Origin of the sequence: Frigidibacter oleivorans (assembly GCF_003993775.1) — a bacterium.
Taxonomy (GTDB): Bacteria; Pseudomonadota; Alphaproteobacteria; order Rhodobacterales; family Rhodobacteraceae; genus Frigidibacter; species Frigidibacter oleivorans.
The window spans coordinates 20,585-34,416 of the sequence record NZ_RJRZ01000002.1 but is presented as its reverse complement, the minus strand read 5'-3'; the positions used below and the strand labels follow the sequence as shown (position 1 = coordinate 34,416).

The 13,832-nt window shown below is 70.2% G+C and carries 12 protein-coding genes; 6 read left to right on the top strand and 6 right to left on the bottom strand.

Going from position 1 to position 13,832, the window contains the following annotated elements:
* Positions 1–12: 12 nt before the first annotated feature.
* Complete coding sequence (locus tag EEY80_RS03230) at positions 13–2,430, bottom strand: glycogen/starch/alpha-glucan phosphorylase (protein WP_235829699.1); 2,418 nt, start codon at positions 2,428–2,430, stop codon at positions 13–15.
* Between the two features lie 248 nt (positions 2,431–2,678).
* Between EEY80_RS03230 and EEY80_RS03225 the strand changes: the two genes are divergently transcribed.
* Entirely contained in the window at positions 2,679–4,277 is a 1,599-nt protein-coding gene (locus EEY80_RS03225; RefSeq protein WP_126975144.1) for an alpha-amylase family glycosyl hydrolase, read from the top strand.
* 75 nt (positions 4,278–4,352) lie between these two features.
* Here EEY80_RS03225 and EEY80_RS03220 read toward each other — a convergent pair whose 3' ends face one another.
* Positions 4,353–5,849: a DUF2125 domain-containing protein gene (locus EEY80_RS03220; RefSeq protein WP_164738117.1), complete on the bottom strand. Its 1,497-nt coding sequence runs from the start codon at positions 5,847–5,849 to the stop codon at positions 4,353–4,355.
* A gap of 130 nt (positions 5,850–5,979) precedes the next feature.
* On the opposite strand from EEY80_RS03220, the gene EEY80_RS03215 reads away from it, so the two are divergent.
* Positions 5,980–6,600: an enoyl-CoA hydratase/isomerase family protein gene (locus EEY80_RS03215; protein WP_126975142.1), complete on the top strand. Its 621-nt coding sequence runs from the start codon at positions 5,980–5,982 to the stop codon at positions 6,598–6,600.
* A 15-nt stretch (positions 6,601–6,615) separates the two neighbouring features.
* Here the strand turns inward: EEY80_RS03215 and EEY80_RS03210 are convergent, their stop codons facing one another.
* Positions 6,616–6,960, bottom strand: coding sequence for an HNH endonuclease family protein (locus EEY80_RS03210; protein ID WP_126975141.1), 345 nt, complete (start codon positions 6,958–6,960; stop codon positions 6,616–6,618).
* 78 nt (positions 6,961–7,038) lie between these two features.
* Here EEY80_RS03210 and EEY80_RS03205 point away from each other — a divergent pair, with 78 nt between their 5' ends.
* The 4 genes from EEY80_RS03205 (at position 7,039) to EEY80_RS03190 (ending at position 11,524) form a co-directional block, all read left to right on the top strand.
* Positions 7,039–8,205: a TIGR03862 family flavoprotein gene (locus tag EEY80_RS03205; protein ID WP_126975494.1), complete on the top strand. Its 1,167-nt coding sequence runs from the start codon at positions 7,039–7,041 to the stop codon at positions 8,203–8,205.
* Between the two features lie 130 nt (positions 8,206–8,335).
* A complete protein-coding gene (locus EEY80_RS03200) occupies positions 8,336–9,307 on the top strand; it encodes a UDP-glucuronic acid decarboxylase family protein (RefSeq protein ID WP_126975140.1) in 972 nt (323 codons plus the stop codon).
* Entirely contained in the window at positions 9,300–10,544 is a 1,245-nt protein-coding gene (locus tag EEY80_RS03195) for a glycosyltransferase (RefSeq protein WP_126975139.1), read from the top strand. Before EEY80_RS03200 ends, EEY80_RS03195 begins: the two co-directional genes overlap by 8 nt.
* Positions 10,541–11,524, top strand: a complete 984-nt coding sequence (locus EEY80_RS03190) for a glycosyltransferase family 2 protein (protein ID WP_126975138.1) — start codon at positions 10,541–10,543, stop codon at positions 11,522–11,524. Before EEY80_RS03195 ends, EEY80_RS03190 begins: the two co-directional genes overlap by 4 nt.
* A gap of 24 nt (positions 11,525–11,548) precedes the next feature.
* Here the strand turns inward: EEY80_RS03190 and EEY80_RS03185 are convergent, their stop codons facing one another.
* The 3 genes from EEY80_RS03185 to EEY80_RS03175 all read right to left on the bottom strand — a co-directional run bounded on the left by EEY80_RS03185 (position 11,549) and on the right by EEY80_RS03175 (position 13,785).
* Complete coding sequence (locus EEY80_RS03185; RefSeq protein ID WP_126975137.1) at positions 11,549–12,556, bottom strand: LLM class flavin-dependent oxidoreductase; 1,008 nt, start codon at positions 12,554–12,556, stop codon at positions 11,549–11,551.
* Positions 12,557–12,635: 79 nt separating this feature from the next.
* Entirely contained in the window at positions 12,636–13,229 is a 594-nt protein-coding gene (locus EEY80_RS03180; RefSeq protein WP_126975136.1) for a glutathione S-transferase family protein, read from the bottom strand.
* Between the two features lie 100 nt (positions 13,230–13,329).
* On the bottom strand, positions 13,330–13,785 hold the full coding sequence (locus tag EEY80_RS03175; protein WP_328590488.1) for a lytic transglycosylase domain-containing protein: 456 nt from the start codon (positions 13,783–13,785) through the stop codon (positions 13,330–13,332).
* Positions 13,786–13,832 lie beyond the last annotated feature (47 nt).

Sequence of the window (13,832 nt, the reverse complement as noted above, 5' to 3'; positions counted from 1 at the left end):
CCCGGACCCACCTCAGACGGCGGAGGTCACGGACCAGATATCCGACATGTAGCCCCTGATCGTCCGGTCGGACGAGAAGAATCCCATGCGCGCCGTGTTCAACGCAGCCATGCGGGTCCAGGTTGCGGACTCCTTGAAGACACGGTCCACATCGCGCTGGCGGGTATAGTAATCCTCGAAGTCCGAGGTCACCAGATAGTGGTCGTGGTTCCACAGCATGTCGGTCAGCGCGTGATAGCGGCCGGGATCGCCGGGGCTGAACACGCCCTCGGCCAGCATCTGCAGCACGTCGCGCAGGTGCTGGCTTTCGCTGATGGCCGCCCGTTCGTGCCCGATGCGGGCGCGGCGGGCGATGACCTCGGGCGTGGTCAGGCCGAACAGGAAGAAGTTCTCCGCCCCCACCTGTTCGCGGATCTCCACATTCGCGCCGTCCAGCGTGCCGATGGTCAGCGCGCCGTTCAGGCTGAACTTCATGTTGCCGGTGCCCGATGCCTCGGTCCCCGCGGTCGAGATCTGTTCCGACAGGTCGGCGGCCGGGATCAGCTTTTCCGCCATGCTGACATTGTAGTTGGCGGGATAGACGATCTGCAGCCAGTCCTTCGTCGCCGGATCGGCATTGATCACCGCCGCCGCGTCGTTGATCAGCCGGATGATCAGCTTGGCCGTCGCATAGCCGGGCGCCGACTTGCCGCCGAAGATCTTCACCCGCGGCACGATGGCCGAGGACGGGTTCTCGCGGATCTGGTGCCACAGCGCGATCGCCTCGAGGATGTTCAGAAGCTGGCGCTTGTATTCGTGAATGCGCTTGACCTGCACGTCGAACAGCGCGTCGGGGTTGACCTTCGCCCCCGCCGTACGCGCCAGCCAGTCGGCCAGCCGCGCCTTGTTGCTGCGCTTGGCGGCGGCGAAATCGGCCAGGAAGGCGGCATCGCCCACATGCCGTTCCAGCCCGCGCAGCCGGTCGAGGTCGTCCTGCCAGCCGTCGCCCACCGTCTGCGTCACCAGCCCGGACAGCGCCGGGTTGGCCAGCGCCAGCCAGCGCCGCGGGGTGATGCCGTTGGTCTGGTTCACGATCCGGTCGGGATGCAGCACGTTCAGGTCGTGGAACACCGTCTTGCGCATCAGGTCGGTATGCAGCGCCGACACGCCGTTGACGCGATGCGCGGTGACGAAGGCCAGCGTGCCCATCTGCACCTCGTCATGTTGGAAGATCGACAGGCCGGCGGGGCGCGTCGGGTTCTTGCGGCGGTGCCAGTCGTCGATGCGCTCGATGATCTGCAGGTGGCGGGGCAGGACCGATCCCATCATCCAGGTCGACCAGCGTTCCAGCGCCTCGGGCAGAAGGGTGTGGTTGGTATAGCCAAGGACCTGCAGCGCCACCTCGCAGGCCTCGTCGAAGTCGATGCCATGCAGGTCCACCATGATCCGGATCAGTTCCGGCCCGGCGATGGCGGGATGGGTGTCGTTCATCTGGATCGCGACCAGTTCGGGCAGCTTGCGCAGGTCCGTCTGCTGGCCGAGGAAACGGCGCACGATGTCCGAGATCGAGGCGGCGGTCAGGAAATATTCCTGCTTCAGCCGCAGCTCCTTGCCCGCCTGCGTGCCGTCGCTGGGATACAGCACCCGGCTCAGCGTCCGGGCCAGCGCCTCGGGTTCCGAGGCGGCGGTATGGTCGCCCATGTTGAACCGGGCGAGGTCGAACAGCGTGGTGGGCCGCGCCCCCCACAGCCGCAGCGTGTTGGCCCAGCGTCCCTTCCAGCCGGCCACCGGCATGTCGTTGGCCTCGGCGATCACCGTCTCGCCCGGCAGCCAGACGGCGCGGCCGTCGCGCGTCTCGACATGGCCGCGAAAGCCGATGGTCGCCACCGCCTCGGGCCGCTCGAACACCCAGGGGTCGCGGCGCAGCAGCCAGTCCTCGGGCGTCTCGACCTGCTGGCCGCCCTCGAACCGCTGGCGGAAGATGCCGTGTTCATAGCGGATGCCATAGCCGTAGGAGGGGCAGCCCAGCGTCGACATGGAATCGAGGAAACAGGCCGCCAGCCGCCCCAGCCCGCCATTGCCGAGCGCTGCATCGGGTTCGTCATCGACCAGCGTGGCGAAGTCCGGGCCGATGCCCGCCAGCGCCTCGGTGCAGACCTGGTGCAGGCCAAGGTTGATGGCCGCATCCTCCAGCATCCGGCCGATCAGGAACTCCATCGACAGGTAATAGACCCGCTTGCGCCCCTCGCCATAGGTGCGCCGGGTCGCGGCGAACCAGGGCTCGATCACCAGGTCGCGCAGCGCATAGGACAGCGCCATCCGCCAGTCGTAGATCGAGGAATGCCCGGGGTCCTTGCCCAGGCTGGTGCGCAGATGGTCGAGGATCGACGCGCGCAACGCGGCGGGGGTGGTGCCGGCCACGGGCGGCACGGGGGTTTGCATGTCGGTCATCGGGGTCGAACCTCGTCCTGTCGTCGCGTCAGGGATTCCACAGCCTGCCCCGCAAAGCCAGCAGGCGTCGCGGAAATGACATGGAACAGGCGGCACATCGTCATTCCGGGCACAGTCGCGCGGCGAAACATCCAAAAAGGCGGCATCCCGGCCACGCCGCCGCCCCGGTTGGGCGTCATTCCGCCCAGCCGGTTGCATCCCGGGCCGCGCCGGCATCCGATGGCGCGCGCAGGAACGAGGAGCGAGAGATGACGGAGTGGTGGCGCAGCGCGGTGATCTACCAGATCTACCCGCGCAGCTTTCAGGACGACAATGGCGACGGGGTCGGCGATCTCGCCGGCATCACCCGCAGGCTGGACCATGTGGCCGACCTCGGCTGCGACGCGATCTGGCTGTCGCCGATCTTCCCCTCGCCGATGGAGGACATGGGCTATGACGTGTCCGACTATACCGGGATCGAGCCGCTGTTCGGCACGCTCGCCGATTTCGACGCGCTGATCGCCCGGGCGCATGATCTGGGCCTGAAGGTCATCATCGACCAGGTGATCTCGCACAGTTCCGACCGGCACCCCTGGTTCGTCGAAAGCCGGTCGAGCCGCGAGAATCCGCGCGCCGACTGGTATGTCTGGGCCGATCCGAAACCGGACGGAAACCCGCCGAACAACTGGCTGTCGGTCTTCGGCGGCTCGTCCTGGACCTGGGATGCGGGGCGGCGGCAGTATTACCTGCACAACTTCCTCGACAGCCAGCCCGACCTGAACCTGCACACGCCCGCGGTGCAGCAGGCGCTGCTGGACGCGATGCGCTTCTGGCTGGAACGGGGCGTGGACGGGTTCCGGCTGGACACGGTCAACTACTACTTCCACGACGACCGGCTGCGCGACAATCCGGGCCTGCCGCGCAAGCCCGGCGTGCTGCCCCCGGTCAATCCCTATGACATGCAGGAACACCTGTTCTCCAAGACCCGGCCGGAAAACATCGCCTTTCTGAAACGGCTGCGGGCGCTGACCGACAGCTTCCCCGACCGCATGATGGTGGGCGAGGTGGGCGACGCGCTGCGCTCGGTGCAGATCATGGGCGAATACACAAAGGGCGGCGACCGGCTGCACATGGCCTACAGTTTCGAGATGCTGGGGCCGGACTACACCCCCGCGCATTTCCGTAAGGTGATCGAGGGCTTCTTCACCGGCGCGCCGCAGGGCTGGCCCTGCTGGAGCTTTTCCAACCACGACGTCAACCGCCATGTCAGCCGCTGGTCGCCGCATGATGCGGGCGGGGATGCGCTGGCGCGGCAGGCGGCGGCGCTGATCCTGTCCTTCGAGGGGGCGATCTGCCTCTATCAGGGCGAGGAGCTGGGCCAGACCGAAACCGACATCCTGTGGGAAGAGCTGACGGACCCGGTCGGCCTGCGCTTCTGGCCCGACAACAAGGGCCGCGACGGGTGCCGCACGCCGATGGTCTGGGATCGCGACGGCCATGCGGCGGGCTTTTCCACCGCCGAACCCTGGCTGCCGGTGAAGCCGCCGCAACGCGCCCGCGCCGTGTCGGAACAGGCGGGCAAGGCCGGTTCGGTGCTGGAGGCCTATCGCGCGATGCTGGCCTTCCGCCGGGCCACGCCCGCGCTGACCGGGCGGGGGACGCGCTTCCTCGACCTGCCGGAGCCGCTGCTGGGGTTCGTGCGGGGCGAGGGCGCCGGGGCGGTGACCTGCCTGTTCAACCTGTCCGCCAAGCCGGCGAAGCTGCCGAAGTCGGCGCCCGGCGGCGTGGCCATCGGCCCGGCGCAGGGGGTGGAGACCGCCGGCCGGCTGGGGCCGAACGGCTATGTCTTCCTGCGGGGGGCGGGCTGAGCGGCCCGCTTTCCGTCGCCAGCATCCTCGGCGAGGGGTGCGGAGGGGCAGACGGCCCCTCCTGCCGTCCGGCGCTTACTGGATCCGCTGGCCGTTCGCGTAGATGCCGCCATCCTCGCGGAATTCGATCAGCGTGTTCAGCTCGTCCTCGCCCGGACCCTGCTGGGCGAAGAGCCCGGCCATCATCCGGAAGCCGGTCGCCTGCTGTTCGGGCACCAGCCCCAGCGACACCAGCCGGTCCAGCAGCCCGTTGCCGCCCAGCAGGCGCAGGGTGATCTGCCCTTCGGGCCGCGGCATCTGCGCGAAGGGCTGGGCCGCCGCCTCGTCGAAGGTCAGCGCGCCGCCGCCCGTCAGTTCCGCCCCGGCCAGCGACAGCCGCAGCTGGTTCACGTTCAGCGTGTTCAACTGGCCCGGAGGCTCGGTCGCGGTGCCTTCGGCCAGCGCGGGGTCGAGCAGGCTCGTGTCGAGCGTCGCTGTCCCGCCGAGGTCCAGCACCAGCGTCGCCGGGTCGCGCGGCAGCTGCGCCGTCGGATCGACGATGGCCCAGACCTCTTCGTTCACCACCAGCTCTTCCATCCGCAGTCCCAGCGTGAAGTCCTGCGGCTCCGCCCCGGCGGCCAGCGGCATGGTCAGCTCGAAGGCGGTCGCGGCCACCGCCGCCCGGATCGGGAAGGGCAGCTGAGAGGTCTCGGCGGCCACCTGGCCATAGCCGCCGGTCACGCCGTAATGAAGCCCGGCGTCGTCCATGCGGACGGCGATCTCGCCCTCGCCGCCGCTGGCCTCGAAATTCGCGGTCTGGCCGGCATCGTCGAGGTCGAAACTGTATTCGCCCGACCCATAGCGGAAGGTGCCGTCGAAGCCGAAGCCCGCGGCCAGCGCGGCGGCCATGTCTTCCATGCCGACATCGCCCTCGGGCTTGGTCATGCTGCCGTCGCCCACGACATCGGTGATGCGCCCGGTCAGGTTCATCGTGCCGCTGCCTTCCGGGTCGGCGGCGGCGAGGGCGAAATTGACCTCGCGCGCGGTCATGCTCTCGGCGCTGCGATCGGCGCCGACCGTCGACCGCCCCGTCAGCCCCTCGGCCGTCACGTTCAGCGTCATCTCGATGGGCGTGCCCTCGGCCTCCATCTCGTCCAGCGAGAAGGTCATCTGCGGCGCGGAATAGTCGTAGACGATCTCGTCCGGCGTGCCCGAGGCCACCAGCGACAGGCCGGTATGGGCGACGGTCATGCCCATGACCGTGCTGCGGCCTTCCGCGTCGGTGCCGGTCATCGACACCGGGATGCTTTGCGGGATCTCGATGGTCACGCTGCCCTGGGCCTCGGTCATCGTCACCTGCGGCATGGTCGCGGTGACGGTGCCGTCGGGAACCCGGCTGACCAGCGTCACGTCGCGCAGCACGAGGCGGTCGCCGCCCGGCTCTTCCGCGCCCGCCGTCACCTCATAGCCGAGATCGGCATAGTAGGTCTTCCAGTTCTCCCAGACCTGGGCGGCGGTCACATCCGCCAGCGTCGCCGTGCTGCTCAGAAGCAGGGTCGCCACCGACCCGCCCACCAGTCCGAAACGCATCATCGGGAAACTCCTCCTCGCACACGACTTGGCGCGCATCCTCCGGTCCCGGCCGGGGAAGGTCAAGCATTTCACCGGTCGTCCACCTGCGCTATGCCGGTGGCGCAGGCAGGGGACAGAAGGGGGCCGGGCGATGATCGAACTGCACCGGGACGACGCGTTGTGGACGGTGACGCTGAACCGCCCCGACAAGGCGAACTCGCTGACCCGCGCGATGCTGGACCGGCTGGAACAGATCGCGGCCGAGGCGGCGGGCGCGGGCATCTGCGCGCTGGTGCTGACCGGTCGCGGAAAGGTGTTCTCGGCCGGTGCCGATCTGGACGAGGCGCGGGCGGGTCTGGCGACCGATCCGGTCTGGGAACGAGTCTCGGCGCGAATCGCGGCGCTGCCCTGCCTGACCGTGGCCGCGCTGAACGGCACCCTGGCCGGGGGCGCCCATGGCATGGCGCTGGCCTGCGACCTGCGGCTGGCGGTGCCGGGGGCGAGTTTCTTCTACCCGGTGATGCGGCTGGGCTTCCTGCCGCAGCCGTCCGACGTGACGCGGCTGGCGGCGCTGGTCGGCCCGGCGCGGGCGCGGATGATCCTGCTGGCCGGGGCGCGGATCGGCGCCGAAGAGGCGCTGGCCTGGGGCCTGATCGACCGCATCGCCGCGCCCGAGGCGCTGCTGCCAGACGCGCTTGCGCTGGTGGCCGAGGCGCGTGCCGCCCATCCCGCGCATGTCGCGGCGATCAAGGCGATGCTGGGCCGCCCCTAGCCGCGCGACCGGTCCCTAGTTGCGCGACCGGCGCGGCCCGCCCGGCACCCGGCTGAGGAAGCCTTCCGGCCGCTTCGCCACCCATTCCGCGAAGCGTGCCAGCCGGGGATGGGCGCGCAGCGCCTCGGGGGTGTTGTAGCTGCGGGCCAGTTCCGCCTCGGTCAGCGCGGCGTGCACCTCCTTGTGGCAGATGTGATGCATCAGCACCGTCGGCCCGCCGCGCCCGCCCTTCAGCCGCGGGATCAGGTGGTGCAGGCTTTGGGGCACATCGGGCGGGATCGGGCGCAGGCATAGCGGGCAGACGGGCGGCGCCGCCTCCGCCTCTTCCTCCGCCTCGGTCCATGCCCGCCGCCGCGCCATCGCCGCCCCTTGTTCCGCCCGGTCTCTGGTGCCACAGGTGGGGCATCCGGAACGAAGGGCAAGCCGATGGATGCGCCGATGGATGCTGCGGTGATCGGGGCGGGCCCGGCCGGGCTGATGGCGGCCGAGGTGCTGGCGGGCGCGGGCGCCCGGGTCACGGTGTTCGAGGCCAGGCCCTCGCCCGCGCGCAAGTTCCTGATGGCGGGCAAGTCCGGGCTGAACCTGACCAAGGACGAACCGCTGCCCGAATTCATGTCGCATCTTCACGGCGCGCGGATGGCCGAGATCGTCGCCGCCTTCGGCCCGCAGCAGGTGGCGGACTGGGCGCGCGGGCTGGGGCAGGAGCTGTTCACCGGCTCGTCGGGCCGGGTTTTTCCGGTGGCGATGAAGGGCTCGCCGCTGCTGCGGGCCTGGCTCGCGCGGCTCGACGGGCGGGGCGTGGCGCTGCGCACCCGTTGGCGCTGGACCGGCTGGCAGGAGGGGGCGCTGGCCTTCGACACGCCGGACGGGCCGCGCCGCGCGATGCCGCGCGTGACGGTGCTGGCGCTCGGCGGCGCAAGCTGGCCGCGGCTGGGGTCGGATGCGGCCTGGGTGCCCTGGCTGGCGGCGCGGGGGGTGGAGGTCACGCCCTTCCGCCCGGCCAACATGGGCTTCCGCGTCGACTGGTCGCCGCATATGGCGCCCTTCCTCGGCCAGCCGGTCAAGGGCGTCGCGCTGCAGGCCGGCCCGCTGTCCGATCGCGGCGAATTCGTCCTGTCCGCCCGCGGGATCGAGGGCGGCGGCATCTATGCCGTCTCGGCCGCGGTGCGGGACGGGGCCCCCCTGACGCTCGATCTGATGCCGGGGCGCGGCCTGCCCGAACTCGCGGGGCGCCTGACCGCCGCCCCGCGAAAGGACAGCATGGCGAACCGGCTGCGCAAGGCGCTGCACCTCGACCCGGTAAAGATCGCGCTGTTGCAGGAATGGGGCCGGCCGCTGCCCGCCGATCCGGCGCGTCTGGCGCGTCTGGTCAAGGCCCTGCCGGTGCGCCATGCCGGCCCCCGCCCGATCGAGGAGGCGATATCGAGCGCCGGCGGCATCGCCGCTGCATCGCTTACGCCCGATCTGGAACTGCGGGCGATCCCCGGCACCTTCGCCTGCGGCGAGATGCTGGACTGGGAGGCGCCGACCGGCGGATATCTGCTGACAGGTTGCCTCGCCACCGGGCGCCATGCCGGCCTGGCCGCGGCGCGGCGGCTGTCCTGACGGGGCAGGTGCCGCTTATGTTGCATTGCAGCATCATGTTGCGCTGCAGCGCCGGTGGGCTTGCGCCTGCCGGCGGCGACCCCCAAGATGCCGATGTTTCGAGGATAATAATCAGATTCGGACCTTTGACATGCAAGCCTCCCTTACCGTGCCACGCCGAATCCTCGTGACCGGAGGCGCAGGCTTCCTCGGCAGTCACCTCTGCGACCGGCTGGTCGAGGCGGGGCACGAGGTCCTGTGCCTCGACAACTACTTCACCGGCCGGCGCAAGAACGTGGCTCATCTGCTGGACAAGCCCAATTTCGAGCTGATGCGCCACGACGTGACCTTCCCGCTCTATGTCGAGGTGGACGAGATCTACAACCTCGCCTGCCCGGCCAGCCCGATCCACTACCAGTACGATCCGGTGCAGACGACGAAGACCAGCGTGCACGGTGCGATCAACATGCTGGGGCTGGCCAAGCGGACGAAGGCCAAGATCTTCCAGGCCTCGACATCCGAGGTCTATGGCGATCCCAGCATCCATCCCCAGCCCGAGGAATACTGGGGCAACGTCAACCCGATCGGCCCGCGCTCCTGCTATGACGAGGGCAAGCGCTGCGCCGAGACGCTGTTCTTCGACTATCACCGCCAGCACGGGCTGCGGATCAAGGTCGCGCGGATCTTCAACACCTACGGGCCGCGGATGCATCCGCAGGACGGGCGCGTGGTGTCGAACTTCATCGTGCAGGCGCTGAAGGGCGAGCCGATCACCATCTTCGGCGACGGCACCCAGACCCGGTCCTTCTGCTATGTCGACGACCTGATCCGGTCGTTCATCGCGCTGATGGCCAGCCCGGACGACGTGACCGGCCCGATCAATGTCGGCAATCCGGTGGAATTCTCGATGCTCGACCTCGCGCAGGCGGTGCTGGACCTCACCGGCTCGCGGTCGCGGATCGACTTCCATCCCCTGCCGCAGGACGATCCGAAGCAGCGCCGCCCCGACATCAGCCGGGCGAAGGCGATCCTCGGCTGGCAACCCGAGGTGCAGCTGCGCGAGGGGCTGGCCCGGACCATCGCCTATTTCGAGGCGCGCCTCGCCGAACCGGCCGATGTCTGACGATCCGGGCAGGCTGCGGCTGGTGATCGTCGCGCCCTCGCTGGACGGCGGCGATGTGGGCGAGACCTATTCCGCCTTCCGCTGGGTCGAGGCGCTGTGCGCGGTGGCGGAGGTCACGGTGCTGGCCTCGGTCCGCCATCACGCCCGGCCGCTGGCCGAACAGCTGCCCGACGCCCGCGTCGTCACCTGGGCCGAGCCGCGCTGGCTCTATACCCGGTTCGAGCGGTTCAACGCCCAGGCCAAGCCGGGGCTGGGGCATTTCGTGCGCCGGGCGCGGGCCTGGATCGCGGCGGAACAGGCGGCGGGGCGGCGGTTCGACATCCTGCACCAGATCCTGCCGCAGGCGATGCGGCACCGCGTGGTCTGGGCGGGCCTGGGCATCCCCTATGTCATCGGTCCGCTGGGCGGCGGGCTCGACACCCCGCCCGGTTTCGCGGCCGAGGTGGGCGGCGGCGCGGGGCTCGGCCGGCTGCGCGAACTGGACCGCTGGCGCCTGCGCAACGACCCGTGGCTGCGCGACGGCTATCGCCGCGCGGGCCTGATCCTCGGCGTCGCGCCCTATGTCGGCGACCGTCTGCGCGAGGCGGGGCTGGGTGCGGTGCCGTTCCGCCCGATGCTGGAACGCGGCTATGGCGATGCGATGCCCCCGCCGCGGATGCGCGATGCGGAACCCGGGCGGATGACGCTGCTGCATGTGGGCCGGGCGATCCGCACCAAGGGGCTGCGCGACACCATCCGCGCGCTGGCGCTGCTGCCGGACCTGCCGGGCGTGACGCTGGTGTCGGCCGGCGACGGCGAGGATCTGGCCGCCTGCCGGCGCGAGGCGGCGGACCTGGGGGTCGGGGCGCGGGTCCGCTTCCTCGGCCGCATCCCCCGCGCCCAGGTCGACGAGGAATATGCCGCGGCCGATGTCTTCTGCTTTCCCAGCTTCCGCGAGCCGATGGGCGGGGTCTTCTTCGAGGCGATGGCCCACGGGCTGCCGATCGTTACCGCGGCGCGGGGCGGGCCGGATTTCATCGTCGACGACAGCTGCGGCCTGAAGGTGCCGGCGACGGACCCGCAGCAATTCGCCCGCGACATCGCCGCCGCGATCCGGCGGCTTGCCGCGGACCCGGCGCTGCGCCTGTCGCTGGGGCAGGGGTCGTTGGCGCGGCTGCGATCCTTCGGAACATGGCAGGACAAGGCCGATACCATGCTGGGACTGTACCGGGACGTGCTGGCGGGGCGACTGACATGACGACACCTGACGCGCCCTCCGACCTGACGGCCGCCCCCGACCTGTCCATCGTGATCGTCAACTGGAACACGATCGACCTGCTGCGCGACGTGCTGGCCTCGGTCCTGTCGGTGCCGCTATCGGTGCGCTGCGAGGTGATCGTGATCGACAACGCCTCGGCCGACGGATCGGCCGAGATGGTGGCGGCCGAATTTCCCGGCGCGATACTGATCCGCAACGACGAGAACCGGGGCTTCGCGGCGGCGAACAACCAGGGTTTCGCGGTGGCGGGGGGGCGGCACATCCTGCTGCTGAACTCGGACACGATCGTGCTGGGCGATGTGCTGGGCGCCTCGGTCCGCTATCTCGACAGCCACCCGGACGTGGGCGCGATGGGCTGCCGGGTGCTGAACCCGGACCGGACGATGCAGCGCACCTGTGCCATGTGGCCGAGCCTGCCGAACCTCATGTTGCTGGCCTCGGGCCTGTGGAAGGTGAGACGGCCGAGCTGGTTCGCCCGCCATGCCGGGCGCTACCAGATGATGGATTGGCAGCGCGACAGCGAACGGGAGGTCGACAGCATCTCGGGCTGTTACCTGATGCTGCGGCGCGAGGTGCTGGACCGGATCGGCCCGCTCGACGAGGCGTTCTTCTTCTTCGGCGAGGAAACCGACTGGTGCCGGCGGATGCGCGATGCCGGCTGGCGGCTGATGTTCGCCCCGGTGGGCGAGATCGTGCATTACGGCAGCGCCTCGGCCCGCAAGCTGAACCACCGGCGCGACCTGCTGCTGACCGACGCGATGGTGCGGCTGCACCGCAAGCATGACGGGCGGCTGGCCGCCGCGGCGGCCTGGACGATCCTGCTGGCCTTCAACGTCAGCCGCGCCGCGGGCTGGAGCGTGGCCAGCCTGCTGCGCCGGGGCGCCGGCGACCGCGCCCGGCACTTCCGCCGGGTGGCGACGGGGCAGGTCGCGGCGGCGCTGCCCGGCCGGTCCGGCTGAGGCGCCTGGCCGCCGCGATCCGCATCAGGCCGGGACGCAGCCGATACCCTGCATCGCCTCGGCCGCCAGCGTGAAGGACCGCTTCCGCGCCGCATGGTCGTGGATCTGGCCGGTCAGGATCACCTCATCGGGGCGATAGCGGTCGATGAACTGCGCCAGCTGGGCGCGCACGGTCGTGGGCCCGCCCACCGCCGTCACCGACAACGCATGTTCCACCTGCGGCAGGATCGCGGGCGGCAGCACGGACCGCACGTCCTCGACCGGGCGAGGCAGCGGACCGGGCCGGCCGGTGCGCAGGTTGGCGAACGCCTGCAGCATCGACGAGCGCAGGAAATGCCCCTCGGCATCGTCCTCGCCGGCGAAGACGTTGATCGCCAGCATGAAATGCGGACGCTCCAGTTGCTCTGACGGGCGGAAGCCTTCCCGGTAGACCTCCACCGCCTGATCCAGCGCGGCGGGGGCGAAATGGCTGGCGAAGGCATAGGGCAGCCCCAGATACGCAGCCAGTTGCGCGCCATAAAGCGACGAGCCAAGAATCCAGACCGGCACCTTCGTTCCCATGCCCGGCACCGCGACGATGCGCGCGCCCGGCTGCGGCGCGCCCATGTATTGCATCAGTTCCACCACATCGCCGGGAAAGCGGTCCTCGGGCTGCATCCCGCGGCGCAGCGCCTGCATCGTCGCCCCGTCGGTGCCCGGCGCCCGCCCGAGACCGAGGTCGATCCGCCCGGGATAGAGTTCGGCCAGCGTGCCGAAGGCCTCGGCCACCTGCAGCGGCGCGTGGTTCGGCAGCATGATCCCGCCCGAGCCGACGCGGATCGTCCGCGTGGCCCCGGCGACATGACCGATCAGCACGGCCGTCGCGGCGCTGGCGATGCCGGTCATGTTGTGGTGTTCCGCCAGCCAGTAGCGGTGATAGCCCAGCGTTTCGGCGTGGCGGGCCAGATCGCGGACATTGGCCAGCGCCTCGGCCACCGTCGCGCCCTCGGGCACGGGCGCAAGGTCGAGCAGGGAATAGGGAAGGTCGGTCATGGCGTTTCCTTTCCCCATCCATGTAGGCAGGCCCGTGCCCGGGGTTAAGGGCGCGGGGTCGCCGGCGCGGTATCGGGGGTCAGCCGCCGCTGGCCATTGCCCGCTGATAGGCCGGACGCGCCGCCATCCGCGCGAAATGGTCGGCGACCTTCGGCTCCGTCACCGGGAAATGCGCCACCCGCGCCCAGGCTCCGCAATGGCCGCAGATGATGTCCGGCACCGTCATCCGCTCGCCCATCAGGAAGGGGCCCGCCCCCATGCGCGACGCCAGAACCTTCTGGCTGCGCTCGAATTCCCATTTCAGGCTGTCTTTCACCGCGCCCTGCCGCAGCGCCTCGGGCAGGACGAAGCTGTGGCGGGCGGCCATCCACAGCGCCGCGTCGAATTCGTCCAGCAGGAACTGCGTCAGGCTGTCCTGCCGCGCCCGGTCGAGCGTGCCGGCGGGATAGGTCAGCGCACCGTGCTTGTCGGCGAGGTATTGCAGGATCGCGGTGGAATCGAGGATCGGCACCCCGTCCTCGATCAGCACCGGCACCTTGCCCGCCGGGTTCACGGCGGTGACGTCGGGCGATTGCGGCAGGGCGGGGACGTGGTCGAAGGGCTGCCCCAGCTCCTCGAGCATCCACATCACGCGCAGGGCGCGGCTGCGCCCGGTGCCGATGACGGTATACATGACCTGTCCCCTGCCTGACGCCCGTCCCAGCCTGCCGGGCAGGGCCATTGGGCCATGACGGGGCGGCAGGGGCAAGGGGGGCCGGGGAAGAGGGGCCGGGTCAGACCAGCCCGGTTTCTTCCAGGATGCCCCGCCGCTTGGCCTCGTAGTAATAGCCGCGCGAATACCAGCCGACCGCCGCATCCTCGGACCCGTCGGCGCAGAGCCAGGCCCCGCGCAGGTATTTCACCGCATAGGTCAGGTTGGTCTCGGGGTTCAGCAGGTCCTGCGGCTGGCCGCGGAAGCCCATGGTCGAGGCGGTCTGCGGATGGATCTGCATCAGCCCGTAATAGGGGCCGTTGCGCGCGGCGGGGTTATAGCCGCTTTCGCGCTGCACGACCCGATGCACCAGCGAGGCCGGCACGTCGTAGCGCCGTGCATAGCTGTCCACCAGCCGGCGGATTTCCTCGCTGCCGCCGGTGTAGGAACCGGTGTCGCGACGGCTGGGCTGTTCGCGCTCCGCGCAGGCGGCAAGGGCGGCCACGGGCACAAGCGCCAGCAGGCGGCGGCGGTTCATCTGCATCTCTTCGTCCCCCGGCGTCGTCGGCCCTAGGGCCGGGGCGG

What these genes read in the sequence shown, in the direction of transcription:
- EEY80_RS03185 (WP_126975137.1), bottom strand. Translation starts at nt 12,556, where the DNA reads ATGACCGACCTTCCCTATTCCCTGCTCGACCTTGCGCCCGTGCCCGAG.
- EEY80_RS03220 (WP_164738117.1), bottom strand. Translation starts at nt 5,849, where the DNA reads ATGATGCGTTTCGGACTGGTGGGCGGGTCGGTGGCGACCCTGCTTCTG.
- EEY80_RS03205 (WP_126975494.1), top strand. Translation starts at nt 7,039, where the DNA reads ATGGATGCTGCGGTGATCGGGGCGGGCCCGGCCGGGCTGATGGCGGCC.
- EEY80_RS03175 (WP_328590488.1), bottom strand. Translation starts at nt 13,785, where the DNA reads ATGAACCGCCGCCGCCTGCTGGCGCTTGTGCCCGTGGCCGCCCTTGCC.
- EEY80_RS03180 (WP_126975136.1), bottom strand. Translation starts at nt 13,229, where the DNA reads ATGTATACCGTCATCGGCACCGGGCGCAGCCGCGCCCTGCGCGTGATG.
- EEY80_RS03215 (WP_126975142.1), top strand. Translation starts at nt 5,980, where the DNA reads ATGATCGAACTGCACCGGGACGACGCGTTGTGGACGGTGACGCTGAAC.
- EEY80_RS03195 (WP_126975139.1), top strand. Translation starts at nt 9,300, where the DNA reads ATGTCTGACGATCCGGGCAGGCTGCGGCTGGTGATCGTCGCGCCCTCG.
- EEY80_RS03225 (WP_126975144.1), top strand. Translation starts at nt 2,679, where the DNA reads ATGACGGAGTGGTGGCGCAGCGCGGTGATCTACCAGATCTACCCGCGC.
- EEY80_RS03230 (WP_235829699.1), bottom strand. Translation starts at nt 2,430, where the DNA reads ATGACCGACATGCAAACCCCCGTGCCGCCCGTGGCCGGCACCACCCCC.
- EEY80_RS03210 (WP_126975141.1), bottom strand. Translation starts at nt 6,960, where the DNA reads ATGGCGCGGCGGCGGGCATGGACCGAGGCGGAGGAAGAGGCGGAGGCG.
- EEY80_RS03190 (WP_126975138.1), top strand. Translation starts at nt 10,541, where the DNA reads ATGACGACACCTGACGCGCCCTCCGACCTGACGGCCGCCCCCGACCTG.
- EEY80_RS03200 (WP_126975140.1), top strand. Translation starts at nt 8,336, where the DNA reads ATGCAAGCCTCCCTTACCGTGCCACGCCGAATCCTCGTGACCGGAGGC.